General features: G+C 72.7%; 26 protein-coding genes (1 of these 26 only partly in view). 10 read left to right on the forward strand and 16 right to left on the reverse strand.

Annotation, left to right across the window (positions count from 1 at the left end):
* A protein-coding gene (locus tag J3A75_RS33800; protein ID WP_012329639.1) for a monovalent cation:proton antiporter-2 (CPA2) family protein crosses the window boundary here: on the forward strand, positions 1 to 787 show its final stretch. Its footprint begins 980 nt before the window's first position; the window shows 787 of its 1767 coding nt (coding positions 981–1767); its start codon lies off the left edge, out of view; it ends in the stop codon at positions 785 to 787.
* Positions 788 to 1257: 470 nt separating this feature from the next.
* A complete protein-coding gene (locus J3A75_RS33805; protein ID WP_209651221.1) occupies positions 1258 to 3633 on the forward strand; it encodes a type IA DNA topoisomerase in 2376 nt (791 codons plus the stop codon).
* A 64-nt stretch (positions 3634 to 3697) separates the two neighbouring features.
* Here the strand turns inward: J3A75_RS33805 and J3A75_RS33810 are convergent, their stop codons facing one another.
* Positions 3698 to 4057 carry a DUF4186 domain-containing protein gene (locus J3A75_RS33810; protein ID WP_029358067.1) on the reverse strand — a complete coding sequence of 120 codons (360 nt, stop codon included), beginning with the start codon at positions 4055 to 4057 and terminating at the stop codon, positions 3698 to 3700.
* A 66-nt stretch (positions 4058 to 4123) separates the two neighbouring features.
* Here J3A75_RS33810 and J3A75_RS33815 point away from each other — a divergent pair, with 66 nt between their 5' ends.
* A complete protein-coding gene (locus tag J3A75_RS33815) occupies positions 4124 to 4894 on the forward strand; it encodes a DUF72 domain-containing protein (protein ID WP_209651222.1) in 771 nt (256 codons plus the stop codon).
* 179 nt (positions 4895 to 5073) lie between these two features.
* On the opposite strand, the gene J3A75_RS33820 is transcribed toward J3A75_RS33815, so the two are convergent.
* Positions 5074 to 6270 carry an FAD-dependent monooxygenase gene (locus J3A75_RS33820; RefSeq protein WP_209651223.1) on the reverse strand — a complete coding sequence of 399 codons (1197 nt, stop codon included), beginning with the start codon at positions 6268 to 6270 and terminating at the stop codon, positions 5074 to 5076.
* 45 nt (positions 6271 to 6315) lie between these two features.
* Here J3A75_RS33820 and J3A75_RS33825 point away from each other — a divergent pair, with 45 nt between their 5' ends.
* Positions 6316 to 6816 (forward strand): hypothetical protein, encoded by a 501-nt coding sequence (locus J3A75_RS33825; RefSeq protein WP_209651224.1) that lies wholly within the window; start codon positions 6316 to 6318, stop codon positions 6814 to 6816.
* Between the two features lie 175 nt (positions 6817 to 6991).
* On the opposite strand, the gene J3A75_RS33830 is transcribed toward J3A75_RS33825, so the two are convergent.
* The 6 genes from J3A75_RS33830 to J3A75_RS33855 all read right to left on the reverse strand — a co-directional run bounded on the left by J3A75_RS33830 (position 6992) and on the right by J3A75_RS33855 (position 13183).
* The gene (locus J3A75_RS33830; protein ID WP_058607724.1) at positions 6992 to 7504 is read right to left on the reverse strand and encodes a hypothetical protein; all 513 of its coding nucleotides are present in this window, start codon (positions 7502 to 7504) and stop codon (positions 6992 to 6994) included.
* 56 nt (positions 7505 to 7560) lie between these two features.
* Positions 7561 to 9390 (reverse strand): glycoside hydrolase family 15 protein, encoded by a 1830-nt coding sequence (locus J3A75_RS33835; protein WP_209651225.1) that lies wholly within the window; start codon positions 9388 to 9390, stop codon positions 7561 to 7563.
* Between the two features lie 76 nt (positions 9391 to 9466).
* Positions 9467 to 10357 (reverse strand): SMP-30/gluconolactonase/LRE family protein, encoded by an 891-nt coding sequence (locus J3A75_RS33840; protein WP_012329631.1) that lies wholly within the window; start codon positions 10355 to 10357, stop codon positions 9467 to 9469.
* Positions 10358 to 10412: 55 nt separating this feature from the next.
* Positions 10413 to 10673 (reverse strand): hypothetical protein, encoded by a 261-nt coding sequence (locus J3A75_RS33845; protein WP_012329630.1) that lies wholly within the window; start codon positions 10671 to 10673, stop codon positions 10413 to 10415.
* Positions 10674 to 11185: 512 nt separating this feature from the next.
* Positions 11186 to 11845 carry a response regulator transcription factor gene (locus J3A75_RS33850; RefSeq protein WP_012329629.1) on the reverse strand — a complete coding sequence of 220 codons (660 nt, stop codon included), beginning with the start codon at positions 11843 to 11845 and terminating at the stop codon, positions 11186 to 11188.
* A gap of 6 nt (positions 11846 to 11851) precedes the next feature.
* Positions 11852 to 13183 carry a sensor histidine kinase gene (locus J3A75_RS33855; protein ID WP_053620995.1) on the reverse strand — a complete coding sequence of 444 codons (1332 nt, stop codon included), beginning with the start codon at positions 13181 to 13183 and terminating at the stop codon, positions 11852 to 11854.
* A 177-nt stretch (positions 13184 to 13360) separates the two neighbouring features.
* Here J3A75_RS33855 and J3A75_RS33860 point away from each other — a divergent pair, with 177 nt between their 5' ends.
* Entirely contained in the window at positions 13361 to 14266 is a 906-nt protein-coding gene (locus J3A75_RS33860) for an MBL fold metallo-hydrolase (RefSeq protein WP_012329627.1), read from the forward strand.
* A 169-nt stretch (positions 14267 to 14435) separates the two neighbouring features.
* Here J3A75_RS33860 and J3A75_RS33865 read toward each other — a convergent pair whose 3' ends face one another.
* From J3A75_RS33865 to J3A75_RS33875, 3 genes are all read right to left on the reverse strand, one after another.
* Positions 14436 to 15641, reverse strand: a complete 1206-nt coding sequence (locus J3A75_RS33865; protein ID WP_209651226.1) for an L-dopachrome tautomerase-related protein — start codon at positions 15639 to 15641, stop codon at positions 14436 to 14438.
* Between the two features lie 84 nt (positions 15642 to 15725).
* Positions 15726 to 16856: an epoxide hydrolase family protein gene (locus tag J3A75_RS33870; protein WP_024827334.1), complete on the reverse strand. Its 1131-nt coding sequence runs from the start codon at positions 16854 to 16856 to the stop codon at positions 15726 to 15728.
* A 231-nt stretch (positions 16857 to 17087) separates the two neighbouring features.
* Positions 17088 to 18293 carry an MFS transporter gene (locus J3A75_RS33875; protein WP_012329624.1) on the reverse strand — a complete coding sequence of 402 codons (1206 nt, stop codon included), beginning with the start codon at positions 18291 to 18293 and terminating at the stop codon, positions 17088 to 17090.
* A 102-nt stretch (positions 18294 to 18395) separates the two neighbouring features.
* On the opposite strand from J3A75_RS33875, the gene J3A75_RS33880 reads away from it, so the two are divergent.
* Entirely contained in the window at positions 18396 to 18959 is a 564-nt protein-coding gene (locus tag J3A75_RS33880) for a TetR/AcrR family transcriptional regulator (protein ID WP_012329623.1), read from the forward strand.
* Between the two features lie 72 nt (positions 18960 to 19031).
* On the opposite strand, the gene J3A75_RS33885 is transcribed toward J3A75_RS33880, so the two are convergent.
* Complete coding sequence (locus J3A75_RS33885) at positions 19032 to 20117, reverse strand: acetylhydrolase (protein ID WP_209651227.1); 1086 nt, start codon at positions 20115 to 20117, stop codon at positions 19032 to 19034.
* Between the two features lie 293 nt (positions 20118 to 20410).
* On the opposite strand from J3A75_RS33885, the gene J3A75_RS33890 reads away from it, so the two are divergent.
* Positions 20411 to 21022 (forward strand): TetR/AcrR family transcriptional regulator, encoded by a 612-nt coding sequence (locus J3A75_RS33890; protein WP_043074742.1) that lies wholly within the window; start codon positions 20411 to 20413, stop codon positions 21020 to 21022.
* 45 nt (positions 21023 to 21067) lie between these two features.
* Here the strand turns inward: J3A75_RS33890 and J3A75_RS33895 are convergent, their stop codons facing one another.
* Entirely contained in the window at positions 21068 to 21514 is a 447-nt protein-coding gene (locus tag J3A75_RS33895; RefSeq protein ID WP_043074741.1) for a type II toxin-antitoxin system VapC family toxin, read from the reverse strand.
* A gap of 4 nt (positions 21515 to 21518) precedes the next feature.
* Positions 21519 to 21758 carry a type II toxin-antitoxin system Phd/YefM family antitoxin gene (locus J3A75_RS33900; protein WP_012329619.1) on the reverse strand — a complete coding sequence of 80 codons (240 nt, stop codon included), beginning with the start codon at positions 21756 to 21758 and terminating at the stop codon, positions 21519 to 21521.
* Between the two features lie 226 nt (positions 21759 to 21984).
* Here J3A75_RS33900 and J3A75_RS33905 point away from each other — a divergent pair, with 226 nt between their 5' ends.
* Both J3A75_RS33905 and J3A75_RS33910 read left to right on the forward strand, forming a co-directional pair.
* Positions 21985 to 22653 carry a PAS domain-containing protein gene (locus J3A75_RS33905; RefSeq protein ID WP_245365037.1) on the forward strand — a complete coding sequence of 223 codons (669 nt, stop codon included), beginning with the start codon at positions 21985 to 21987 and terminating at the stop codon, positions 22651 to 22653.
* An 88-nt stretch (positions 22654 to 22741) separates the two neighbouring features.
* A complete protein-coding gene (locus J3A75_RS33910; protein WP_029358087.1) occupies positions 22742 to 24064 on the forward strand; it encodes a TAXI family TRAP transporter solute-binding subunit in 1323 nt (440 codons plus the stop codon).
* Positions 24065 to 24139: 75 nt separating this feature from the next.
* On the opposite strand, the gene J3A75_RS33915 is transcribed toward J3A75_RS33910, so the two are convergent.
* The gene (locus J3A75_RS33915) at positions 24140 to 24415 is read right to left on the reverse strand and encodes a GNAT family N-acetyltransferase (RefSeq protein WP_024827340.1); all 276 of its coding nucleotides are present in this window, start codon (positions 24413 to 24415) and stop codon (positions 24140 to 24142) included.
* Positions 24416 to 24571: 156 nt separating this feature from the next.
* Positions 24572 to 24757: a hypothetical protein gene (locus tag J3A75_RS33920; protein WP_127993145.1), complete on the reverse strand. Its 186-nt coding sequence runs from the start codon at positions 24755 to 24757 to the stop codon at positions 24572 to 24574.
* Positions 24758 to 25003: 246 nt separating this feature from the next.
* Here J3A75_RS33920 and J3A75_RS33925 point away from each other — a divergent pair, with 246 nt between their 5' ends.
* Positions 25004 to 26692: a methyl-accepting chemotaxis protein gene (locus tag J3A75_RS33925; RefSeq protein ID WP_116656602.1), complete on the forward strand. Its 1689-nt coding sequence runs from the start codon at positions 25004 to 25006 to the stop codon at positions 26690 to 26692.
* Positions 26693 to 26750 lie beyond the last annotated feature (58 nt).

Consider the following 26750-nt stretch of genomic DNA (forward strand, 5'->3'; position numbering starts at 1 on the left):
CCATGCCGAGTCGCTGGAGCGCGCGGCCCTCATGGCGCAGGGCGGCGAGTTCGCCTTCGTGCTGTACGCGGCCGCCGCGAGCGCCGGCATCATCGACGGCACGACCAACGCCGTCCTGACCGCCACCATCATCCTGTCGATGGCGATCACGCCGCTGATGGTCGTCGCCTTCGACCGTCTCGGCCCCAAGGCCGCCCTGTCCACCGACGGCGTCGAGGCGCCCGAGGATCTCGTGGGCAGCGCCCTCATCGTCGGGTTCGGTCGCTTCGGTCAGATCGCCAGTCAGCCGCTGATCGCTCAGGGCTGCTCCGTCTCGATCATCGACACGAACCCGGGCAACATCCGTCTCGCCGAGGGCTTCGGCTTCAAGGTCTATTACGGCGACGGCACGCGCCTCGACATCCTCCACGCGGCCGGTGCCGCGACGGCGCGGGCGATCCTGATCTGCGTCGACGACACCGCCATGGCCAGGCGCGTCGCGGAGATCGCCAAGGCGGAATTCCCCCTGGTACCCGTGCTGGCGCGCGCCCGCGATCGGGAACACGCTGTCGAACTGATCCAGGCCGGCGTGGCCTACCAGATCCGGGAGACTGTCGCCTCGGCCCTGCTCCTCGGCGAGCAGGCCCTCCTGACGACCGGCGCCGACCCGGAAGCGGCCAGCGCGATCATGGAAGAGGTCCGGCGCCGCGACGCGGAGCGTCTCGATCTTCAGGTCGTCGGCGGGCTCTATGCCGGCCGGGAGCTCATTCACGGCAACAAGACCGTCTCGGCGCACGGCGCCGGCTAGTGGGCGACCGGGTCTCGGTTCCACGCCAGCAGGATGCCGGCCCGTCCCGGCAGGTCTTAGGGGCGGGAAGACCGTGTCGCGCAGCCGGGCGTTCGGAGCCTTCGGGGCGCCGAACGCCCGGCCGTCGATGGCGCGGCGCACGCAGGCGAAGATCCGGCGACACGGCATGCCCGGTGCACCCGGCGGCCTCGCCCGGCTCGGACACGACCGCGCCCGGAGGGAGCCACCGCGCGCCACGCTCCTCCGTCCGACGGGCTGCGAAGGCAGAGCCTCCAGGCGTCCGCGACGGTCTCGACCGATCCGATGCGTCGGCTCGGCGAACGGAGCTCTCGTGACCGGCGCCGCAGGCGCCCCCGCGGTGCCGCGGCCTCGGCTAACCCTCGATCGATGGCGCCGGTTGCAAGCGGCACCCGTCTGGAACAAAATGGGAACCACCGCCCGGTGCGGCGACAGTCCTATCGGTCAGCGACATGCCACCTCCGAGCTCCGGTCGCACGCTGTTCTTCTTCGAGAAGCCCTCGGCGATGCGCCAGTTGCAGCGCTTCTTCCGCTCGCCGAGCACGGTCTGCGTGGCCGCGGAGGGACACCTGCTGTCGGCCGAGGAGCCGGGCAGCATCCGGCCCGAGTGGAAGCCCTGGCGCTTCGACGTCCTCCCGATCGTCCTCGCCACGATCCCGGTCGGCTACGGGACGAACCGGTCCGGCCAGTCGCACGAGTCGAAGATCGCCGCGATCCGGCAGGCGCTGACCGGCGTCGAGCGCGTGATCATCGCCACCGATCCCGGTCGTGAGGGCTCGATGATCGCCTGGGAAGTGCTCGAGCATCTCGGCTGGCACGGGCGTGTCGACCGGCTCAAGCTCGGCGCGCTCGACGAAGTGTCGATCCGACGCGCCTTCGCGGCCCTGGCCAAGGATCCCGACTCGGGCGAGCGGGACTACGCCGCCTACCTCGAGGCGCTCTGCCGGCAGTACGAGGACTATCATCTCGGCCTGAACGGCACGCGGGCGATCTCGCTGCGCCTGCGCCCGCCCGCCTTCCGGGAGCCGTGGCGCTTCGGCGGCGTGCAGACGCCCACCCTCGCCATCCTGACGGATTTGGAGGAGCGGATCCGGTCCTTCGTGCCGCAGGACTTCTTCAAGGTCGCGGTGCACCTGGCCACCCGCTCGGGCGCGGAACTCACCCTCTGGCACGCCCCGAAGGAGCGGATCTTCGACGCGGCGATCGCCGAGACGATCCGGTCCGCCGCGGCGACGTGGTCGGGCCCTCTGGCGGTCGCGCACAAGGATGTCCGGCGCGCACCGCCCCGGCTGTTCTCGAAGGATACCCTGGCGCGGCGCTGCGCCAAGCGGTTCGGCTGGGACCCGCAGCACACGGCCGGCGTCGCCCAGGACCTCTACGATCAGGGGTACCTCAGCTACCCGCGCACGGAGTCCGAGCACCTGCCGGAGGGCCAGGCCGGCGATGCCGCCGCGGTCATCGCGGCCGTCACGACCGTCCTGACCGATCTGAACGCGGTGGTTCCGCGAGACGCTGCGCCGCTGATCCGTCGCGGTCTCAAGGGCCACTACGTCGCGGATCCGGGCGAGCACCACGCCATCGTGCCCCTGCGCAAGGCGCCCGAGCGCGGCCGTCTCGGCGCCGATCAGTTCCGATTGTGGGAGCTCGTGGCGAAGGCCTACCTCGCCGCGCACCTTCCCGACGGTGTCGACGCGCGCACGAGCGTCACGGCGGAGGTCGAGACACCGCTCGGCGTGAAGCGGTTCGCCGTCTCCGGCAGCGTCGTGCGCGCGCCCGGTTGGCGCGCGATCTACGGCAGCGAGGCCGAGGCCGAGGCGGACGTCGTGCCCGGCAAGGCCAAGCGCGAGGCGGAAGCCACCGCCACCCGCCTGCCGCTCGTGACCGACGGCGAGGCCGCCTCCGCCGCGACGGCGGACGTCGCCACCGCGATGACCGAGCCGCCGCGGCGGATCACCCGGGGCGAGTTGCCGGTGGTGATGGGTCGGCTGATCGACCAGGTGGACGATCCGGCCGCCAAGCGCGCCCTGGAGAACCCGGCCAACCCGAACGAGCCGAAGGGGCTCGGGACCGCCGCGACCCGGGACACGATCCTGCCCAAGCTCCTGAAGAGCCGCTACATCACGCTGTCGACGGGAAAGGATCCGGCCATCGAGGTCACCGAGGTCGGCCGGACCTTCATCCGCGCGGTGCGCGGGGTGTTCCCGGCCTACGGGGATCCGGTCGGGCGCGCCATGTTCGAGGCGGAGCTCGCCGAGATCGGACGGGCGGCCACGCGGGCCGAGGCCGTCGCGCGCGCGAACGCCTTCCGGCAGCGCACCCGCGCCCGTCTCGACGACCTGATCGCCGCGATCGCGCAGGCGCCGGCGGTCAGCCTCGATCCGAGCCTGATCCCAGCCGGTCAGGGCGACCAGCGGCCACCGACGCCGGCCATGATGGCGTTCGCGGTGAGCCTCTCCGAGCGGAAGGGCGTGACGCTGCCGCGCGGCTGCAGGAGCAGCATCAGCGTCTGCCGCGCGTTCCTCGACACCCATGCCGGACCGCGCGCCGCGCAGGCGGACCACGCCGGCGGCCAGCGGATCCCGAGCGCGGCGATGCTCGGCTACGCGCGCAGCCTCGCCCAGCAGCGCGGCGTCCCGTGCCCTCCGGAGGCGGAGACCGACTTCGACGCGTGCCGCCGCTTCCTCGACGCGCACGCCGCGCCGCCGCGGCAGGGGAGGGGCGAGGCGAGTGCCGGAGGGACGAAGGGCAAGAAATCCGCGGAGCGGGAGAAGCGGCGGGGCCGGTCGGCCCGGACGCCGCGACCAGCGACGGCACGCCGCCGGGCCTGAACCGCTTCGGCGGGCGTGTCGGGAATCGCGGCGCCCGGCGGCAGCGCCCGGGCTCGGGCGCGCCTCAGGCCTCGACGTCCTGGGAGCGCAGCCAGCGCGCGATCGCCGCGACCGCGTGGGCCTGCTCGGCCGCGGTCAATTCCCGGCCCGCGGGGATCGCGTGCCACTTGGCCAGACAGCCGCGGCAGCAGGTTGCCGTCGCGTGCTGCGCTGTGAAGACGGGGTGGCCGCGGAAGGGCGTCTGCTTGCCATCGTTCCTGGGCTCGGCGGGCGCGAGGCGTCGCCGCACGAAGTCCCGCGCATGGTCCAGGACCGTCGGGAGCCCCTTCGCCCGGAGATAAGCGCGATCGGCGGGCGCCAGCCGGAATCGTCGACGGAACGCGGAGTGCGGGAGACGGTCGAACACCTCGTCGAGCGCTCGCATGCGCGCAGGTCCCGGTCTACCGATCGCCGGTCGGGCCGGCATGGCTTCGGCCACGAGCGGTATTCCATGCATCCATCAGACACCATCGCCGTCGGTACCGCGGGCTGGAGCCTGCCCAAGACCTACGCGCCGCGATTTCCAGAGGCGGGCAGCCACCTGGAGCGGTACGGACAGCGCTTTCCCGCCGTCGAGATCAACTCCTCCTTCTATCGGCCCCATCGGGTGACGACGTACGCGAAATGGGCCGCGGCGGTGCCGGACGGGTTCCGCTTCGCCGTGAAGGTGCCGCGATCGGTCACGCACGAGCGGCGCCTCATCGGAGCGGACGAGCCCCTCGCGCGCTTCCTCGGTGAGGTCGCAGGTCTCGGGACGAGGCTCGGGCCGCTGCTGCTCCAGCTCCCGCCGAGTCTGGCCTTCGACAGCCCGTCCGCGGCGTCCTTCCTGACGGAATTCCGGCGGCGCTTCCCGGGCGACATCGTCTGTGAGCCGCGCCACGCCACGTGGTTCACCCAGGATGTCGATCGCCTGCTCGTCGGCCTCGCGATCGCCCGCGTCGCGGCCGACCCCGCGCCGGTCCGGAACGCCGCCGTGCCCGGCGGCTGGCCGGACCTCGTCTACTACCGGCTCCACGGCTCGCCGCGGATGTACCACTCGGCGTACGAGCCGCGCGTCCTGTCCCGGATCGCCGAGCGCCTCGAAGAGCACGAGGCCCTCGGCCGTCGCGCGTGGTGCATCTTCGACAACACCGCGGCGTTCGCGGCGATCGGTGACGCCCTCGACATGCTCGCGCGCGTCGGGACCCGGCAGGGATCCGCTTCACGAAAGACCGGGCATTGATCTCACGGGGATGGATAGGATTGTCGCGTGCCGGCACTGACCTGCGTGCCGGCACGGGCGGCGCCGACAACAGACGGTGTCGCGCACCAGCCCCGGGTCAGAGCCCGCAGCGCGCCGGGCCGCGGAGATCCGAGCGCTCGCGGTAAAACCGTGCGGCGCGCGGGTGCCGCGCTGTCGGCTCAAGCCGATCGACCGAGATAAGCGGAGAGATCGGGCTCCTCGGATCGCCCGTCGAACAGCTTCGCGGTGACGCGGCGAACCACGGGCCGACTCGCGACGTTCAGGGCCGCGTGGAGGAGACGGATGCCGGTCCGCGTCCGCGGGTTCATGAGCTTCGGCGCGAGCTTGGGAACACTCTGCGCCCGCTCGACATACGGGCGCATCGCCCGTTCGTACGCCGCGAACGCGGCCCCGACCGTGTCGGCGCGGGCCAGCTCGCCGGCCAGCACGCAGGCGCCGGTGACCGCCAGCGTCGTTCCGATTCCCGCGAGCGGCGTCGCGCACCAAGCCGCGTCGCCGGTCAGCGCGACGCGGCCGGACGACCAGCGCTTCATCCGCACCTGGCGCAGGACGTCGAGGTAGAAATCGTCCGCCCCGTCCAGACCAGCCACGACGCGCTCGGCTTGCCACCCGGCGCCCTCGAAACGCGCCCGCAGGAACGCCTTCTGCCGGGCGATATCCCATTCCTGCTCGCCGCCGGGCGGTTGACGGAGCGTCAGCATCGCGCGCGTGGTGCCGTGCTGGTCCGGCCGCAGCGAGATACTGCGGCCGCCCCTCGCGTTGAACCAGCGCCACATCCGGTCGTCGTCGGGGGTTCGGGGAATGGTGAAGTAGGCGATGGTCAGATCCATCCAGCGCGGCGCATTCTCCCCGGGAAAGACGAGCTCGCGGGTCGATGAGCCGACGCCCTCGGCCACGATCACCGCGTCGTAGCGTTCCGTCGCGCCGTTCGCGAAGGTGACGGCGACCGCGTCCTCGTCCTCCGCGACGCGGGCCACGCGGTCGCCGAAGCGGTAGCGGGCCCGCTCCCGGGCCGGCTCGTAGAGAAGGCGGGCCAGGTCGCCGCGCAGGATCTCCATCTCGGCGGTCGGGCCATCGCCCGCGGACCCGGCGACGTCGAATCGCGCGGCGACCCGCCCCTGACCGTCGATCCAGGCCGTCCCCTCCTCGCCGGTACCGCTGTCGAGGGCGGCCCGCTCCAGGCCCATCCGGCGCAGCACCGTGCGACCGACGCCGCGCACGTCGACGTTCTGCCCACCATCCCGGAAGGCGGGCGCGCGCTCGACCACGGTCACGTCGAAGCCGCTGCGGCCGAGCCACCAGGCCGCCGTGTTGCCGGCGATGCTGGCGCCGGTGACCAGGATGCGACGCGCCATACCGAAACGACCTCCGGGGGACCCAACACCGTCCGGTGGACCAGGTTGCCACCGCCGATATCGGCCGCTCGCGCCGCCACGCCGGGCTGTGACCCGCGAGCAAGATCACCGGAACGTCTGCCCGGCCATCGCGATGATCCCGGCCGCATCGCCCGCCACGACATCGACGATCGCCTCATCGCTCCCGAACAGATCCGTCGACGACTGTCGAGATCGGTGCGCATCCATCGAGGGACGATGACACCGCCAATCTACCTGGAGCCCGACAATCCGAAGACGATCGCCGAGGCTGCGACAAGGAGCGGGGCCCAGAAATGGACCAGGCCGCCGCCGCTCCAGACGGTGAACGTCTCCCGGCATCCCGTCGTGTTCATCGCGCATCCCAGAGGGACGAAGTACATGAACCACACGAAGGTCGCGATGACGAGAAGTGTTCCGAAAACCAGCGCGGCGCCCCGCATCGACGACATCCTCGTGCCCGCACCTGTCGGTGCGCGCTCTGCATCGGCCCAGGGCCGCGAACGGATCCCACCCTGCCAGGACTGACGACCCCTGTCGCTCCGTCCTTGGGCGCGGTCGCGCTCTTCGACAGGGAGCCTGGAGCGGGACCTCGCGAGATCCGCTCCGGCCCGTCCGCTCCCGGTGAGATGCCGCGGAGGCGGACGCCGGGGGGGAGCAGGGCTAGGCCCGGAGCGCCCGCTCGGGCCGGCCGGGTCCGGCGCTACCGCGGTCCGCCGCCGCGCCGCCGCGCGATCTCATGGCCCGCACTGTCGAGGGCGCCCGACGGTGCGAGGCCGTCGTTGGGCACGGGCCGCATGCCATCGTGCGCTTCGCGCGTGGACGGCCGCGCGGGACCGGGATCGCCGGCGGCCTGCTTCATTGCCAGCGCCCTGCGGGAGCTCGTGACCAGGCGACCGCGCGCCCGGGCGTTGCGCCTGCGCTCGCTCTCCTTGCTGGCGCGCTTCACCGCGGCCGCCAGCACCGCGGCCTTCCGGCGTGTCCCGGTGTTGTCCGTCGCGGCCCGCGCGCCGGACGGGTCGGCCTTGCCGCGCAGCTCGCGGCGCTGCCGGCGGGAGATATGCCGCGCGCGGTCACGGCTTTCCCGAAGACGCGCGACCAGCTCCGCCAAGCCGCCGTCATCGGCCTCGGCGAGCCTGGGATGATGCGAGCGCGCGACGAGATCGGCCTCGTCGACGCTCAGGAGACGGGCTTCGTGACGGCTCGATCGGGACATGGGCACTCCAGGTAGCGACGCGGGTGGCGAGGCGGGCAGGGCGGAACGCGCGGCGGTCAGGCGGGCCCGCCCAGGGTCGGGCTCCGGCGCAGCGCCGTCTCGCGCAGGGACCGGTCGGCGTAGGTGCCCTGCACCGCCGCGCGGCCGCCGTGGTCGAACAGGTCGAGCATCAGGGCGCTGTGGATGAAGCCGAGATGGCTGAACGCCTGCGGGAAGTTCCCCAGGAACGCGCCGTCCGGCGCGACCTCCTCGGCGTAGAGCCCGACGTCGTTCTGGAGGGCGCGCAGGGCGTTGAAGCGCAGCCGCGCCTCCGCGTCCCGGCCGAGCCAGAGCAGCGCGTCGACCAGCCAGAAGGCGCAGAGCAGGAACGTGCCCTCGTGGCCGGGCAGGCCGTCGCCGTTGCGGTAGCGGTAGACGAGGTGGCCGTGCCCGAGGCGCTCGATGACGACGTCCACGGTCCGGGCGAAGGCGGCCTCGTCGACCGGGAAGCCGACCATGGGCGCCATCAGCAGGGCGGCATCGACGTCGTCCCCGCCGAGGTATTGCGGGTAGTAGCCGTCCCGGTGGATCCCCGGGCCGTTCACGCACGCGACGATCCGGTCGCGCTCCCGGCACCAGGTCTCGCGCGGGCCGAACAGGCGGATCGCCCGGTCCAGGGCGACCCAGTTCATGATCGCCGCGTGGAGGTAGCGCTGCTCGGGCTTGCGCGGCTCCCAGAGGCCCGCGTCGGGCCGGTGCCAGTGCGCGGCGGAGATGTCGGCCAGCCGGGCGCCGTGCCCGTGCATCGCGTCCGGGAGCGTGCCGCCCAGGCGTGTGTAGAGGTAGAGCAGGTCGAGCACCTGTCCGTACGCGTCGGCCTGATGCTGCTCGGCGGCCTCGTTGCCCGCCCGAACCGGCGCGCTGCCCCGCCAGCCCTCGAAATGCGCGATCGTGGCCTCGGTGAGATCGGCCTCGCCCGAGACGCTGTAGAGCGGCCGCAGCCGCCCCTTCGCCCGCGCGCAGAGTTCGGCCACGAACCCGAAGAAGGCCTCGGCTTCGCGCAGCATGCCGAACTTCTTCAGGACGTAGAAGGACAGGCACGCGTCGCGGATCCAGCAGAACCGGTAATCCCAGTTGCGGATCCCGCCGATCTCCTCCGGCAGCGAGGTCGTGGCCGCCGCCACCATCGCGCCGGTCGGCGCGTAGGTCAGCGCCTTGAGCACGAGCGCCGACCGGATCAGCTCGTCCGCGAGCGGCCCGGTATAGGCGGCGTCCTGCGTCCACAGCACCCAGGCGCTGCGCGTCCGCTCCATCAGGGCGCGCGCGGCCGGCGGCGCGGCCGGCAGGGCATCGCCGTAGAGGCTGAAGCTCCGCGCCTGCCCGCCCTCCAGGACGAACCGCGCCGCGGCGCCGGTCCCGTCCCGCACGAACTCGACATCCGCGACGAGGCCCGGGCATCCCGGTGCCGTCACCCGCCCGTCCGCGATCTCCGGCGGCGCGACGGCCTCGGCGAAGCCCGCCAGCGGCCGGTAGGCGACCGCCATCGGGACGCGGCCCGACACGCCGCTGACGTGCCGGACCAACCGGGGCCGGTCCGGGCCGCCCTCCGGCCCGACCATGAAGTCGTGCAGGGTCACGAAGCCGTCCGGCGTGGTGAAGGTGGTCTCCAGGATGTTGCTGCGGCTCAGGTACTGCCGCGTCGTCTCGTACCGCCCCTCGGGGCGGATGGAGAAATGGCCGCCGCGCCGGCGGTCGAGCAGCCGGGAGAAGGCCGGGTCGGCGTCGAAGCGCTCCAGGCAGGCCCAGTCGATCGACCCGTCGCGGGCGACGAGCGCGCACCCCTCGCAGTTGCTGAGGAGGGCGTAGGCTTCGATGGGCTGATAGGGGCGCTCGCCCGCGTCGGTCATGGAATCTCCTGAGGGTCGGGCTCCGACGCCCGGGCCGAGGGCGCGCGAGGAACGGGTTCCGGCCGGATCCGCTGGGTCAGGCGCAGAGCCGGAAGGCCGGCTCCAGCAGCCCCCGCGCGCCCACGTCGATCAGGATGGTTCGGCCGTGCTCCGGATCCTCGGCGCGGTCCGCCGCGTCCATGCCCTCGTAGGCGGACGTGACCAGCAGGCGGTCGAGGTCGCGGCCCGCGAAGGTCGGGCAGGTCGGTTGCCGCATCGGCACCGAGACGGTGCGGACCCGCTCGCCCGCGGGGCTGTAGGCGTCGAGGCAGCCGGCGCCGAAGCGCGCCGTCCAGATCAGGCCCTCGGCATCGACGGCGGCCCCGTCGATCGCGCCCTCGCCGCCGCGATGGTCGAAGTGGATCGCGACCGGCCCCCGCGGCAGCCCGGTCCTCGGGTCGAGCGGCACGCGGTGAAGCACGCCGACGTCGGTATCGACGAAGTAGCCGGTGGCGCCGTCCGGCGAGAAGCTGATGCCGTTGGGGATCGTCAGGCCACCGAAGAGGCGGTGCACCTTCGTGCCGGCCACGTGATAGATCGATCCACGCCCCTTGGTGGCGTCGCGATCCATCGTGCCGATCCACAGGGCCCCGCTCGGATGGACGCGGCCGTCGTTGGAGCGGTTGTCGAGCAGATCCTCCTCGAGGGGGCAGAGCATCCGGATGTCCCCGTCCCGGATCGACCGGACATAGAGACCGTCCTCCGCCGAGAGCAGCTGGTGGGCGCCGTCGATCGCCGCGACGTCGCTGACCTGGACGGGCAGGACGTGGACCAGCGCCTTCTGGGCGCTGGCGATCGGCTTCTCGAACAGGCGCGCTTCCAGGATATCGACCCACCACGCCGTCCCGGTACGCGGATCGTAGCTCGGCCCTTCGCCGAGGTGGCAGCGCACCTGGCTGAGGATTCGGATGTCGTGTGGAGGACGCAACTGCTCGTTCCCGTTCGTGCCAGTCGATGAGTGAGGCGGACCTGTCGCGACGGTGTCAGCACCCGTCGCAGACGCTGCCGAGGACTGCGTCGAGGTCCTTCTGCCGGCGCGTCCGCTCGCGCGGATCGTGCAGCGGCGCGGCCCCCGCGCCGGGCGGCACCGTCTGCCCCACCGACGAGCGGTACGGCGCGTTGATCGTGGTCTCAGGGCCGCCGCCCGTCCCCGTGAACGGGGCTGCCAGCGCCGCATGGATGCCGATGAACGGCGCGACGAGGCCGATGACCGCTCCGCGCGTCAGTGTTGTTCCGACAGTCATGGCGAGCCTCCCGATTCAATCTCCGCTCTGATGTGCCTGCGCGGCGGGACGCGCCCGTCCTCGCGGCGAGAACCGACGACCGGCAGGAGATCCGCGAGCGACAACCCGGGCATCGGGTGCGCCCGCTCCGCGCCAGCCAAGAGCAGCGACGCCGTTCGCATGTAATCGTCGTTTAATCCGCAGTCTCGGCAAAATCACGAGCCTTGAATGGAGCCATAATTTTCCGCCGCGATGGCAATGTAGGCGACGACATGCAATCGCGGAGTGCCCCCACGCACGCATCGGCGCGGATTAAACGCGGCGCGCCGCCCGCTGACGGATGTCGGGAAGGATCAGCCCTCAGTCAGATCAATGCACGCGCGGTCACGCGGCTGGCGCCGCTGACCTCAGGAACCGGAGCGGGGCAGGGCGTCGAGCGACAGGCCGGCCCGCAGGGCGCGCCGACGCCGAGCGCCGCGACGGTTGCGGCGCGGCGGGCCTCGATCGGAGTTCGCGCGCGCGCGCGGTCCCCGTCACGTCCTGCCGGCCGGCGCCTCGGGCGGGGACACGAGCCCGGCGCCCAGGGCGATCCAGACGAGGTGTGCATCGGTGCGGGCACCGAGCTTGGCGCGGATCCCCGACAGGTTGTTGTGCACGGTCTTCAGGCTCACGCAGAGGGCCTCGGCCACGGCCTGCGCGGTCATTCCCGCCGCGGTCAGGCTCAGGATTTCGACTTCCCGCGGGCTCAGCGCGTCGACCGCCGCGCGCCCGCCCGCAACGTCGTCCTGGGCGATCGCGCGCGCGATGTCGGCGCTCATCGCCCGCTCGCCGCGCAGCACGGCGGCCACCGCCGCCAGCAACTCGCGCGGCGGGCTCGCCTTGCTGACATAGCCACACGCCCCGGCGGCGAAAGCTTGGCGCGCGACGACGGCCCCGGTGCGCATGCTGAAGACGAGGATGCGGGCCGTTTTGTCCCACTGGCGGATGTGCCGGATGGCCTCGATGCCGCTCGGTCCCGGAAGCGACAGGTCGAGGATCACGAGATCCGGCCCGTGCGCCTTGTACTGGCGGTAGGCCTCCGCCGCGCTCGCCGCCTCCGCCGTCACGGCGAGTCCCGGCTGGCGCTCGATCAGGCGGCGGTAGCCCTCGCGCACGACCGGATGGTCGTCGACGAGGAGGATGGACGCGGCCATGGCGCCTCAGCCCGCGGTCGGGACGGTCGCGCAGGCGCGGATCCCGTTGCCGGTGCCGGTCAGCGCGAGGGTGCCCCCGAGGGCGGCGAGGCGCGCGCGGATGCCGACGAGCCCGCGGCCCGTCCCGGACGCCGTGCGGGACACATCGCCCCTGCCGTCGTCGTCCAGGGTGAGCGTCACCGGTCGCGCTCCGGTCTCCGCCCGGACGACCCGCAGGAAGATCCGGCTCGGACGCCCGTGGCGGAGGGCGTTGGTCAGGAGCTCCTGCGCGACGCGGTAGAGACTCGCCGCGACGGTCACCGGCATGTCGGCGAGGTCGCCGGCCACGTCGAGATGGAGGGCCGGGCCGGACCTGAGCTGCCCCCGCCAATCCGCCACGAGGCCCCGCAGCGCGTCCTCCAGCCCGGTCTCGGCGAGATCGGGCAGTTCGAGGCGCGCCAACGCCCCGCGCAGGCTCTCCCGCATGCTGGCGATCACGGCCTCGATGCCGCGCGCGTCCGCGCGGAGATCCTCGCGATCGTGGGGCGCGGCGAGTTCGATCGCGGCCGCCCGCGCGCCCGCGGCTGCGAGGCACTGGCCGAAGGCGTCGTGCAGGTCCCGCGCGAGCGCCTGCCGCTCCTCTTCCTGCACCGTGACGAGCCGCTGCATCAGCTCCGCGCGCGCGGCCTCGGCGCGGACGAGACGGTCGGCGAGATCGTCGCAGGCGCGGGCGATCCGGTCGAACTCGGCGGCTGCGAAGCGCGGCAGCGGCGACCGGGCGCGGGCCGCGTCGACGTTCGCCAGCCCGTGCACGATCTGCCGGGCCGGCGCGACGAGGCGCGTGACGGCGAGCCAGTTGAGAAGCAGTGTCGCCGCCGTCAGAGCGAGCGCGAGCCCGCCGGCGAGGCGAACCCGCTGCCAGACACGGGCCGCCGCGGCGGTCGGGTCGGGCCAGGACGTGACGCTGCCGATCGCGCGCTCCCGATAGACGACGGCGCGGATCGTCGGCTCGACCGCGGCGTCCGCCGCCCGAAACCACCCGGGCGCGGCATCGAGGCCATCCCAGTCGCCGCAGACCCGCCGGGGCGGTTCGACGCCGAGCTGGATGTCGGCGCAGATCCCCGGAAGGAGCGTGAGGATCGCCGGTGCGGGCTGCGGCGGCGCGGCGGCCATCGCGACCGGGCCGGCGCTGCCGAGGCCCGGCTGACGCGCGAGCTGCGCGGCGATCCGGTCCGCCGAGATCGCGGCCTCCCGCCGCAGGCTCGCCTGTGCCGCGCAGCCGGTCCAGGCGACGGCGCCGGCCAAGCACAGGATGGCGACCGCGAGGAGGCGTAAGCCGAGATGCGCGGGCAGGCTCATGGGGGCGAAACGGCCGGGCTCGAGACGACGCGCCGATTTGGCACCGGGACCGGGCCTGCGCGCAAGCTGTGCCGGTCAGCGCGGGAAGAATGCCCGGTCGCGGGCGGGAGGCCGTCCCTGGCCCGAGGCCGACACGCACCGCAGGATGGCGGCGTCCCGTCTCCCGCAGAGCCCGCCATGGCAATTCATCTCTCCCGCCGCAGGCTGCTCGCCGCCTCCGCCCTGCTGCCGCTCGGCCTGCGCGAGCCCGCCGCGGCCGCGCCTGGACCCTATCGGGTCGGCGCGCTCACCGTGACGCCGCTGCGCGACGGGCTGTTTCCGCTGGAGCCGCGCATGATGCCGGCGGCCGAGAGCCCGGCCGGACGGGCGCTGTTGCAGGGTGCCGGTCTCAGCGCGGACGGTCCGTCGCCGGAGCCGGTCAACGCCTTCCTGATCCGGCGCGGCGCGCGCCACTGGCTGCTGGATGCGGGCTGCGGCACCGTCTTCGGACCGGGCTTCGACCGCGTGACCGCCGCGCTCGCGGCGGAGGGCGTGCGGCCCGATCAGGTCGAGACCATCTGGCTGAGCCACCTCCACGCCGACCACGTGGGCGGTCTCCTGACGCCGGAACGCCTGGCGCGGTTCGCGAACGCCGAGCTCGTGGTGCAGGCGCGCGAGGTCGCCTACTGGACCGATGCCGGGGCCCGGGCCTCCGCGCCCGCCGCCCTGCGCCCGATGTTCGAGACGGCGCAGGCCGTGCTCGCCGCCTACCGCGCTCGGACCCGCCACGTCTCGGGCGAGGCGGAACTCGCGCCCGGCATCCACGCGCTGCCGCTACCCGGCCATACGCCGGGGCACATGGGCGTGCTGATCGCGGACGGCGCGGACCGGTTGCTGATCTGGGGCGACATCGTCCACTCGCGGCTCCTGCAGATGCCGCACCCGGATTGGACGGTGATCTGGGACACCGACCCGGCGGAGGCGATCGCGACCCGCCGGCGCGTCCTCGATCGCGCGGCGACGGAGGGCCTGAGCGTGACCGGGATGCATCTCGCCGCCCGCGGGCGGATCGAGCGGACCGATGCCGGATACGCGCTGGTCTAGAGGTCCCGGGCCGCGCCGCAGCGGGCGCGATGGCGGGTCGGGCCCCGCCCGGCGCGTCGCGGGGGCTCGGGCGACGCCGATGCCCCCGGCAGCACGAGCACGGCCTCCGCCGACCTGACCGGGCGAGGGGGGCCCGCGTCGGGACGACGGGGCGCGGCCGCAGCGGCCCTCAGCGAGCCGTCCCGGGCGCCGTGGACCCGGTGACGTCGCCCGGTCCCGACCGGATCGCCCAGAGTTCCGTGGGAAGGCTGATCGGCGCGCCCGGCTTGTAGTCGGCCGAGTCCTGGATGTGCGACGTCGTCACGTAGATCGTGCCGTCCGGTCCCTCGCTGAACGTGTCCGGCCACCGCAGCTGCGGGTCCTGCACCAGGGTCGTGAGGCCGCTCCCCTTGCCGGTCAGGTCGCGGACCTTCACGGCGTTGTCCTGCGGCGAGGTCACGTACATCCGGCCGTCCTTGCGGGCGATCAGCAGGCCGTCGGCGGGGCCGTTCTCGCCGACCGTCACGATCTTCGATTCCAGCGTCCTGTCGCTGAGCGTCTCGGGCACGAAGGAGGCGGTCGCCCAGCCGGCGAGGGCGTCGGTCGGCAGGCTGTAGAGCGTCTTGCCCTTGATGGCCTGCCAGTACAGGGTCTTCCCGTCCGGCGAGAGGGCGATGCCGTCGGCCGAGAACTCGACGCCGCGGCCGTCCGGGCGGCGCAGCGGCTTGCCGTCGTACTGCACGGTCACGCTCTTGTCCGGCATGGTCGAGGCATGGCCGGACAGCACGCGCTTGGCGGACCCGCTGTCGAGATCCACCACGATCAGCGCCCCCTCGGCGCCGGAATCGGTCAGGTAGGCGGTCTTGCCGTCGGGCGCGATCCGCACGTCGTTGATGTAGGAGGCCTGCAGCACCGTGCTGGTGTCGAACGGGATGGTCTTCACGACCCGGTTGGTCTTCAGGTCGATGCCGACGAGCTTGGGGCCGTCCTTGACCACGTGCGCCATGGCGGGCGCGGCCGCGTCGACCACCCAGAGACGGTCCTGACCGTCGGCCACGACGCTCTGCACGCAGACGAAGTGGGTCTTCGGGTCGACCTCGTCCTTCTTGGCGTTGCGCCAGCTATTCCACTCCGCGTCCGGATAGGGGACAGGCGTGCCGTCCTTCACCTCGGCCACGGAGACGGGCGCGTCCTCGCTCCAGCGGGGGAAGTTGACGAACATGCGCCCGTCGCGGCTGACGGTGATGCCCGTGACCTGATGGGCGAAGCCCGCCACCTTCGTGAGTGCCGCGGGCGCGGGCTTCGCGTCCTGAGCCGCGGCGGGACCTGCCAGCACGGCCGCGCCGGACATCAACGACACGGCCAGCCCGGCGCGAACGCCTCCTGCAAGCTTCATAGCGCGCACTCCACGAGGATGGGGGATATCCCGGGCCAACGCCCCAGGGCGCGGCCGGGTCCGGGGTGCGGCGGGATGACTCCGTCAGCCGCGGCCCCAGTCCCGCAGGTCCTGGACGAACAGGTCCGGAGCCTCCATGGCGGCGAAGTGCCCGCCGCGCGGCATCGTCCGCCAGCGCGAGACCGCGTAGCCGCGCTCGAGCCAGTCCCGCGGCGGCGCGGGCGTGCGCGGATCCGGGTAGGCCGCGAAGGCCGTCGGCACCGTGACGCGCCGGCCCGGCGGCATCCGGCGCACGCCCTCAAGCTGCGCGCCGGCGTAGAACCACGTCGCCGTCGCGAAGGAATCGGTCAGGATGTAGAGCAGGGCGTTGGTCAGGAGCTGATCGTTCGAGAACACCTGCGCGAAGGGCCGCTCCCGCAGGTCGGCCCAGTCGTGGAAGCGCTCGACCAGCCAGGCCAGCTGCGCCACCGGCTCGTCCGCCATGGCGTAGCCCAGGGACAGGGGCTTGGTGCCCTGGAGCTGCGCGTAGGCCCCGAGGGCCTGCTGGGTGGCCGCGGCCTGCTTCTGCCAGGCCCGCTCCACCGCGCTCTCCGGCTCGGCGTCGGGCTGCACCAGCAGGTAGTTCAGGTGGATCGCCTCCAGCGCGTCGGCGTGGTCGAGGCCGAGCCAGGCCGCGACCCCGGCGCCCCAGTCGCCGCCCTGCACCCGGTAGCGCGGGTAGCCCAACGCCTCGCGCATCAGGCGGTCGAACAGCCGCGCCGCGGTGCGCGCCCCGATCGGCGCGGCGGGTTTGCCCGAGAAGCCGTAGCCGGGCAGCGCCGGGATCACGAGGTCGAACGCGTCCTCCGGCCGCCCGCCGTGGCGCGACGGGAAGGCCAGGGGCTCGATCACCGACCAGAACTCGTAGATCGAGCCCGGCCAGCCGTGGATCAGCAGCAGCGGGCGCCGGCCCTCCGCTTCACCGACGACGTGGACCGCGTGCAGGTCGAGATCCTCGACGCGGGCCAGGATCTGCGGGAAGCGGTTGAGCTCGGCCGCGGCGGCGGCCTCGTCGAAGCCGTCGAGCCAGTGAGCGCACAGGGCGGCCAGGACGTCCGGATCGCAGCCGTAGCGCCAGCCGGCCCCCGTCGGCAGGCGCGGCATGCGGTAGGCCCGCACGCGCTCCCGCACCCAGGCCAGCCGCGCCGCGTCCCAGACGACCGTGAAGTCTCGCATGCATGCCTCCGCTCGGATCCGCGTCCCGGGAGCGCGCGGAAGCCAGCTGTCCCACGCGCGCCGCTGACCTGCCTCAACGCGGCTGGACCGAGACCGTCCCGCCGGTATCGCCTCCGTCGGCACGACAACCGCTGCCCGCGCGGCGCCGCCCTCGGCGCTCGCGCGTGTCGGGCAGCCGTTGAAGCGGGCGCGGAATGCGGCCGGGGACCGTCTCGGCCACGGCACCGTGCATCAGCCGGGCAGGACGCGCCGCGCCGCCATCGCCCGCCGTGCCAGGAACCCGGCCGCGCTCATGGCGACGATGGCGGCCGCGTAGATGTCGGCGGTGGTCACGTAGCCGATCCGGCGCACGAGATATCCGGCACAGATCACCGGCAGGCTGAAGGCCAGGTAGCTCTCGACATAGTAGGTCGAGAGAAGCCCCGCCCGCTCGCCCGGCTTCGCCAGCGGAACGATCGTCCCGAGGGCACCGAGGAAACTCGTCCCGAAGCCAGCGCCGCCGACCAACGTCCCGCCGATCAGGACCGGCACGCTCCCGCCGTGCATGCCGGCGAGCACGATGACGAGACCGGTCGTCATGGCCAGCGTCCCGATCGTCAGGTTGGCTGCCGCGTCCCCGCCGCGCCGCTGGACGACCGCGCAGGCGCCCGCGACCATCAGGGCCGCGACCATGACGCCGCTCGTCAACGGTGTCCGGCTGCCCGTCGCGGCGACCACCAGCGAGGGGACGATGGAGAGGTAGAAGCCCCCGAGCATCCAGGTCGCGATGTTGGTCGGCGTGATCGCGGCCAGCGGCCGTCTGGCCTGCGGCGGGACCACGACGCGGGGCCTCAGGGCCCGCAGCGCTCCCGTGCGGCGCTCCCCGGTCTCGGGCGTCAGCCAGAGGAGGGCGGCCTGCGCGACGAACACCGCCCCCAGGATCGCGTAGACGAGACGGAGCGGATGCGGGCCGTACTGCACGAGCGCGCTGGTCCCGAGCGCGCCCACCGCCATCCCGATCAGCGGCATGATCGCGTTCACGAGCTGGGCCCGCCCCCGGTCGACGTCGACCAGCGCGGCGCCCAGGGAACTCGCCGCGATGCCGGTGGCCACGCCCTGGACGAAGCGCGCCGCGATGAGACCCCACGCCCCGTGGGCCGTCGTGAACAGGACCATCGCCACGAGTTCGAGGAGCAGCGCGCCGCAGATCACCGGCCGTCGACCCAGGTGGTCCGAGATCGACCCGGCGACGAGAAGCGCCTTGAGGAGGGCCAGCGCGTAGACCGCGAACACCGCGGTCGTGAGCACGGGGGAGAGCGCGTAGGTCTCCTGATAGAAACGGTACAGCGGCGTCGGTGCGGCGGACGCGGCGAGGAAGGTGCCGAGCACCGCCGCGTGGAAGAACAGCGTGCCGCCGCCCGCGACAGCCACAACTTTCAGGTTGCCGACCCTGGTCATTGACGACCCTAAAGGCTAATCCGTTGCGTTTGATGCGTAGTCCCTCCGCGCCACAAACGCAACTCTTTTGCGTTTGTGGCGCCGCCGACGGCAGAGTGCAGGATGACGACGAGGCAAGGGCCGCGTCCGGGCGGGCGCAGCGCGCGGGTGCAGACCTCGGTTCAGGCGGCCGTGCGCGAACTCCTGACCCGGACGGACCGTTCGGAGATCACGGTGCCCCTGGTGGCCGCCGCGGCGGGCGTGACGCCGTCGACGATCTACCGGCGGTGGGGCACGCTCGCCGAACTCTTCGCCGACGTCGCAGTCGAGCGGCTGCGTCCCGACGCCGAGCCGGCCGATACCGGCAACGGCCGGACCGATCTCGAGGCCTGGGCGGAACAGTACGCGGACGAGATGTCGTCCGCGCCGGGGCGGGCGATGATCCGGGACGTTCTGGCGGCGTCGGACGCGAACTGTGCCCAGCGATGCTGCAGCTTCACGCGCGATCAGATCGCGATCATCGCGGATCGGGCCCTGGCCCGCGGCGAGGCCTTCCCGGATCCCGAGGCGGTGCTGGACGGGGTCGTCTCGCCGATCCTCTACCGGATCCTGTTCGGGACCGCGCCGAACCGGGAGCGGATCCGCGCACTGGTCGAGCGCACCCTCACGTCGCGCGAAGCGACCTGACCCGGAGCACCGACATCGACGGTGAGACCGGGCTCGCAGGTTCGGCTCCGATGGGGCGCGATGACCGGCGTGTCAGAGCGGTTGCACCGGGTGCGCGCGCGCTCGGTCCCTCTCGCGGGACGACACGGAGGGTTGCGCCAGCGACGCGCGCGCGAAGCCCGCGGGCGCGACGGCGAGGATCGGCTTCCAGGTCGAGGACCACGCGCGCAGCGGCTCCGGATCGCCGCCGAACGCGAGGTCGAGGAAGGCCAGCGCCCCGGTGGCGGTCGCCTCCTTCACCTGCGGGTTCAGGTTCAGACCGCCGGTCAGGGGACGGTCGGTGAAGATGCTGTGCGAGCCGCCCCGGAAGACCGCCAGCGCCTTCCGGGGCGTCGCGATCGCCTCGTACACGGCGAGGCGATCGCTGAACGGCGAGGTGCGCCCGGGCAGCTGGATGACGTCCTCGGTCGCCGTGACGTGCAGGGTCGGGATCTCCACCGCGCCCAGGACGGCCCGCAGGTCGCGCTCGCCGTAGAAGGGCGGCGCCGAGATCACGATGCCGGCCGCGATCCGCGGGTCCCGCGCCTGAAGGGGGCGTCCGTCGCGGATGACGCGCGCGCCCGCCGCGATCAGCGTCGTGTTGGCACCGTAGGAATGGCCGGCCGCAACGATCCGGCGCGGGTCGATCCGGTCTCCGAAAGCGCCCCCGTCCTGAACGAGGATGCGGTCCAGGGCGAAGCGCAGGTCGCGCGCCCGCGCGATCGCCTCCTGTTCCTGCGCCGCCCGCTCGATCCGGTCGAGCAGCGCCAGGGGATTGCCGGTCCAGACGGACGTGTCGCTGCCGACGTGCTGCAGGTGCAGGCTCGCGACCCCGTGGGACGCCCAGTGTTGACCGAGATAGCTGTAGCCGGTCCGGGACTGCCCGAGACCGTGCGAGAACACGACGAGCGGAACGCGCCGCCGGAGCGACGACGTGTTCGGCCAGTAGAGGCGTGCCGGCACGGGCCGCTGACGCGCGCCGTCGACCCAGTCGAAATCGGCGATCCGGACGTCCTCCACGATAGGCTGCGCCGCGGCCGGGCGCGTCAGTCCCGCGGCCAGGGTTCCCAGCAGCAGGGCGCCGACCTGCCGCCGGCTGGGCGTCGGCCGCGCCGCTGTCGGACTGGAGCAATCGAGCATGGGGCAGGGCTTTCGCGAGAGGAGGCGGGACGGGACGACCCGCGGCGCTGCGCGTCGCCGGTCACAGCGCGACCACGACGCGCGCCCGCCGCTGGGCGCGCCGGCGAGAGTTCGGCCGTCGGGACGCGCGTCCCGACGGCGACCGAGCCTGCCGGACTCGGCGGGCGGGCGAGCACGCGACCGGAAACCGGCACCACGTCCCGATACCGTTCCAGAAATTTGCACTCGGTGCGAAAATATAATTGCACTGCGTGCAACTTTGCAAGTGCGGAATCGCATGCGACAACGCCGGCATGGGGATCCCGCCACCGAAGCCCGGCAGCCTGCGCGCGCGAAAGCGGCAGGAGACACTGGAACGGATCGCCGAGACCGGCCTGCGGTTGTTCAGCCAGCACGGCTACGAGGCCACGACTCTGGACGCGATCGCCGAGGCCGCCGGCATCTCGCGTCGAACCTTCTTCTACTACTTCAAGTCGAAAGAAGAGATTCTGCTGGATTGGCAGATGCGGGGCTTCGGCGCGGCCCTGCGCAGGGCCGTCCTGGCCCAGCCGGAGGGCAAGGCTCCGGTCGAGGTCGTCCGCGACGCCCTGCTGACGCTGTCGACGGGATTCCGGACCCAGGAGTTCATCAGCATCGACCGGGTCATGCGATCCAGCGAGACCCTGAAGGCCCGCAAGCAGGCGGCCTACGGCCTGCACGAGCAGGCCCTGCACGCCGCACTGATCGAGCGCTGGGGGGATCCGGCCCGCAGCGCCTCGCTGCGCCTCGTCGCCATGGCGTCGCTCGGTGCGATGCGCCTGGCGATCGAGGCCTGGATCCAGGCGGGCGGGGACCGGCCGGTGGACGCCTTCCTGCGGGCCGCCTTCGCCGGCCTTGCGGCCGAGTTCTGCGCGCCGTCCCGTTAGCGCGCGCTCGATCGGCGCCGCCCCGCGGTGACGCGCGCGGGGCAGTCACGGCCCATCGGCCGGCAGCGCCACGAAGGGATCGCACGCGGGAACGCCCAGCGGCGCGAAGTGCCGCACATTCCGAGTGAGGATCATCCAGCCGTTGCAGCGCGCCGTGGCGGCGATCGCGAGATCCGCGAAGCCGGGCGCGTGCCCCTGACCGCGCGCCAGATCGGACAATCCGCCGATGTGCCGCGCGACGGCGAGGTCGATCGGGAGAACCTTGGCGGCGTACAGGTGCAGCAGGGTCTCCAGCCACGCCGCGAGGCGCTCGGCCTTGCGCGCGGCACCCTCCCTGCGGCTCTTCGCGATGCCGTCCTCGATCTCGGCGATCGTGACGACGGAGAGGTGGAGCCCGGCGCTGTTCCGGTCCATCCAGTCGATCAGGTCGACGGCCGGGACGGCCTTGGTCGGCGCGCCGGCCGAGAGGACATTGGTGTCGACGAGGTACACGGCGTCACAGCTCGGCGCTTCTGAGCCCGCCGGACGGGGAGGGGAGGTCGTCCGCCGCGACGGGCGCGGCCATGAGCAGGCGGCCGAACGACGGGACGCGGGACAGCCGCTGCCACTCCTCGAAGCTGAGCAGCACCGCCTCGGGCCGGCCGTGGCGCGTGATGATCGAGGGCGCGCCCTGCTTGGCCTGATCGATGACGGCCGACAGCGTCGCCTTGGCGTCGCGAAGCTGGATCTCCTGCATGGCAACCTCCGTGACCACTGTGGTCATAATGGGGGCTTGGGGCAGGATCGGCAAGGGCGTCGCGCGCGCCGCCGGCGCGGAGGGTGCCACCCCGGCGACCCGCCGGGTCTCTGGGTGCCGGGTCTCTGGGCGCCGGGACGGGGCGATACCCGACACACCTCCCGACGGTGCGGCGGGCTCACAGTGTCTGGCACGCCACAGTTGATTGATAGACGCTATATGCCCCTTGCGGTTGCAGAGTTTTCGGACCAACCTATGTTACGGATCACAGAAGACGGGTGCTCGGGTGGCAGCTTTTAAGCCCCTGGACGGGCAAACAACCTCGGAAACCTTCCAGTCCGCACGCGATGCGCTCGACGTGGTCGGCCGCTGGGAATGGGACGCGGGCCTCGATCGGGTGCGCGCCGACGCCTCCGTCGCCCTGGTGCACAACGTCGATCCGATCGAGGCCGAGGAGGGTGTCCCGCTCGGCCGCTACTTCGACAGCATCCACGCGGACGACCGCGCGCGGATCGAGGATCTGATAAGGCGCAGCGCGCGCGAGGGGACACCGTACCTCGCCGAGCATCGGGTGACCTCGGCGGACGGTGAGACGCGCTGGGTGCTGGTGCGCGGCCGCTTCATCGGCGATCATGCCGGACGGCCTCGGAGCGGCAGCGGCATCCTCCTGGACATCACGCGGATGCGGATGTTCGAGGACCTGGCCGACGCGGCGGCGCCGCTGCTGGAGACGTCGCCCCTCGAAGTGGCGGCAGATCACGCCATCGCGGCGATGTACGCGATCAGCGCGCTGCGGGACCCGGAGTTGAAGGTGCAGGCCGAAGCGCTGCTGAGGACGCTGGGCCGCAAGCTCGCCCTCCAGGAGGTTCGGGACCGGCACCGCCACATGAACTGATCGCGATGCGCCGTCGCCCGAGTCATCGCGGGGCGGGACGTCGCCGGATGCTGTCGGTGGGCGGGAGACCGGGCCGCGCGATCGCGCTATGCTGGCGGATCTGCAGATCAGCGCGGCACGGATGATCCGGCGTTCCAGAACGACTGTCATCGTCCTCGGGGTCATGGCCGGGGCCGCCATCGTCGCCCTGCTCGTCCATCTCCTCCTCGGCCTGCTCTCCCTGGAGATCGCGGTCGCCAAGACCAGCACCGAGGACCGGGAGGCCGCACAGGCCCTGACGCAGCTCTTCGAGACGCAGCATCCGCGGCTGCGCATCCGGACGATCTTCGAGCCGGATCGCCTCGGGGCGTCGGCGGCCCTGGACAGGGGCGAGACCCAGCTCGCCCTGGTGCGCAGCGACGCCGCACCGAAGGATGGGCAGACCCTGGTCATCCTGCGCCGCGACGCGGTGGTCTTCCTCGCGCCCGGGGGCAGCGCCGTCGACAGCGTGGCCAAGCTGCGGGGCAGCACAGTCGGGCTCCTCGACGGGCGGAAGCTCGACCCGCGCCTGCTCGACCTGATCCTGACGCATTTCGGCATCCCGCCGAGCAGCGTGCATCGCAGGATCCTGACGATCGACCAGCTGACAGAGGCCGCCCGCGGCCGCCAGATCGGTTCGGTGTTCGTGGTCGCCCCGGTCGGCAGCGCGCTGTGGCTGCCGCTGTTCACGGCGCTGCGCAAAGGCTCCGGGGCGGTGAAGCTGTTCGAGGTCGACGAGGCGGCGGCGATCGCCAAGGAGCACCCCGTGCTCGACACGATCGACGTGCCCAAGGGCGCCTTCCTCGGCTCGCTGCCGGAGCCGGGCGACGACATCACCACGCTGTCCGTCAGCCACCGGCTCGTGGCCCGCGGCGCCATGCCGGACTGGCTCGCGGGCGAGATCACGCGCGAGGTTCTCACCGGCAAGCCGCGGCTCGTCGCGCTCGACGACGATCTGGCCGGCATCGAGGCCCCCGACACCGACGACAAGGTCCAGGCGCTGCCGATCCATCCGGGTGCCACGGCGTACCTGACCGGGAACCAGCCCAGCCTGAGCGATCAGGCGCAGAACGCGGCCTACTGGGTCGGGCTCATGATCAGCGCGGCGGCCTCGCTCGGCGCGGCGGGCATCGGCCTGTATCGGCGCTTCCGGCCGCGGCAGCCGCCCACCCGGGTCATGCGCCTCCTGGAGATCTGGCTGTCCGTCTCGAGTGCCGACCCGGTCGAGCTCGATCAGCTGGAACGGGAGGCCGACGCGCTCGCGGCGGAGACGATCCGGATCGAGGCCCACCGGCGGACGGAGAGCATCGAGATCCGCCTCGTCGCCCTGCTCGTCACCCATGTCCGCGAGGCCGTCCAGCGCCGGCGGCGTGCGGCGCGACGGACGTCGTAGTCCAGGCGATCCGGGCGCCCGGCCCGTCGGCGGCCGATCCCGGTCCGGGCCCGGCGAGCGCGCCCGATCGCGGTCTCACGCGAGCAGGTCGCGATGCGCCCGGTGACCGCGCAGCCATGCCCGGGCGTAGCCGCACAGGGGTACGATCCGATCCCCCGCGGCGCGCGCGTGCGCCGCGACCCCTTCCATGAGCCGCGCGGCCGCCCCGGTGCCGCGCAGGACCGGCGGCGCGTAGACGTAGCCGATGACGAGCCGGCCGGGTTCGCGCCGGTAGGTCGCGAAGGCGACGTCGTCGCCGACCTGCAGCTCGAACCGGCTTTGCTCGATATTGTCGCGCAGCGTCTCGGTCATCCTCGTCCCCTGGCCTCGCGCGCCTCCGATCGGGAAGCACCGCGTCAACCCGGTGCTCCGGAGGATCCCCGAGCCGTCACGGACGACGTCCCGGAGGCCCGCGCTTCCGCGAGGCTATATGGGGCGCCGGTCCGCGTCGCGGACGCGGATCAGGACTCACGCGTCGGCATCGCCGCCGCCGACGTGGAGATGGCGCGCGAGCGTCGCAGCCTCGCCGGCCGGACCGGACGCGGTCGCGATGACGACCCTCGGTGGGACCGACGGGGGCATCGCGCCGTCGGCAAGCAGCAGGAGCGCAGGGGCGCGCTTCGCCGCCAGCACGCGGACGGCGCGGCGGGGCACGGTCGGCCTCGGGAACGGAGGGTATCCTGGCGGCTGCCCCGGGAACTTCCGCGACGGCCGCGCGTTCGGCGCCGGGTCCAGATCTGGTCCAGCCACGTGGCACACGCCAGAGCTGTGGCCAGGATCATCAAAAGTTGAAATTGATGACGTCAAGACAAATCATCGATAGCTTAAGACTCTTTTAGATCGCCTATCGTATTCAAGGCCAGAAATCTCGTCTAACGACTGCGGATACTGGCTGCCGACATGCTCAGACTGACCATCGGACGTAAGCTCATCCTTTCCTCTGCTGTCACGGCCGCGTTCGCTGTCGGCGTCATCTACAACCAGTGGAACAGCGATCGCCGGATCGCCGAGGCGACCGATGCGGTCGTCCGCGAGCAGGCAATCCTGTCCGGGATCTCCCAGGCACAGGTCGCCCTGAATCGCATCCAGCTGAGCTTCAAGGCCGTCGATCTCGCGCGGACTGGTCCCGAGGCCGACGCGGCCGTCTCCGCCGCCGCGCGGGAGGCCGATCAGGCGATGCGGGGGCTGGAGCGTCCCATCGCCATCGCGCTCAAGCCGCAGATCCTGCGCGACAGCGGGAAGGCTCTCCAGGACTTGGCCACCGCGATCGGCAGCTATGCCGGAGCCGGGCGGGGCGACCTGCGCGGCGGCGCGGCCGATTCCGAGGCGGCCAGTGCGGCGCGACGGTCCATCACGGACCAGATCGCCCGGGCGGAGGGGATGATCAACCAGGCGGTCGCCAACGCGCGCGGCTTCACCGACAGCGCCATGCAGACCACCGCCGAGCAAGTCAGCGCCGCGACGCGTTTCGGTCTGGTCGCGGGCGCCGCGATGCTGCTGAGCCTGCTCGGGGCGGCGATGCTGCTGATGCTCAACATCCAGCGCCCGATCACCCGCCTCGTCGCCGTTCTGGAGCGCATGGCTGCCGGCGAGATCGACGCCGAGATCGCCGAGCGCCGGCGCGGCGACGAGATCGGCGCACTCGGCCGCGCCGTCGACACCATCAAGAGCATGGTCGCCCGCAAGGCGGCCGAGGAGGCCGAGCGTCGCCAGATCGCCGACGCGGCCGCCGCGGCGGAGCGCCGGCGCACGATGGTCGAGATGGCCGACAGCTTCGAGCGGGCGGTCGGGGGGATCGTCGGCCTGGTGTCCTCGTCCTCCACCGAGCTGCAGGCCACGGCCGAGCAGATGACCGCCAACGCCAGCCAGACGGCCGCGCGATCGAGCACGGTGGCGGCGGCGGCCGAAGAGGCGGCGGCGAATGTCGGGACGGTCGCGGTGGCTGCCGAGGAGCTGGGCACGTCCGTGCAGGAGATCGGGCGGCAGGTGGCCGGCTCGGCCGGGCTCGCTCAGGCGGCTGTCGCGGAGGCTGACCAGACCACGCGCCTCGTGCAGGAGCTCAGCCAGGCGGCCGAGCAGATCGGCGCGATGGTCGGCTTGATCTCGAACATCGCGGGCCAGACGAACCTTCTGGCGCTCAACGCGACGATCGAGGCGGCGCGCGCGGGCGAGGCCGGGCGCGGCTTCGCGGTCGTGGCGGCCGAGGTCAAGGCGTTGGCCAACCAGACGGCGCGCGCCACCCAGGAGATCGGCCAGCGCATCGGCCAGGTCCAGGGCGTGACCGATCAGGCCGTCGCGGCGATCGGCGGGATCACGGGACGGATCCGCGAGATCAACGAGGTGGCGGCCGGCATCGCCGCGGCTGTCGAGCAGCAGAGCGCCGCCACGCAGGAGATCGTGCGCAACGTGGCGCAGGCCTCGAACGGCACGTCCGAGGTGACCGGCAACATCGCGGGCGTGGCCCGGGCGTCCGAGGAGACGGGCGCGGCAGCCGCCCATGTCCTGACGTCGGCGTCCGAGCTGTCACAGCAATCCGAGCGACTGTCGGAGGAGGTGCGCCGCTTCCTGACCACCGTGCGGGCCGCCTGAGGCGGCGACGGCCGAGGCCCGCGCGATACCCTCCCGGGTCGCCGCCGGGCCTCTCGCT

It is taken from the genome of Methylobacterium sp. PvP105 (assembly GCF_017876975.1).
Taxonomy (GTDB): domain Bacteria; phylum Pseudomonadota; class Alphaproteobacteria; order Rhizobiales; family Beijerinckiaceae; genus Methylobacterium; species Methylobacterium radiotolerans.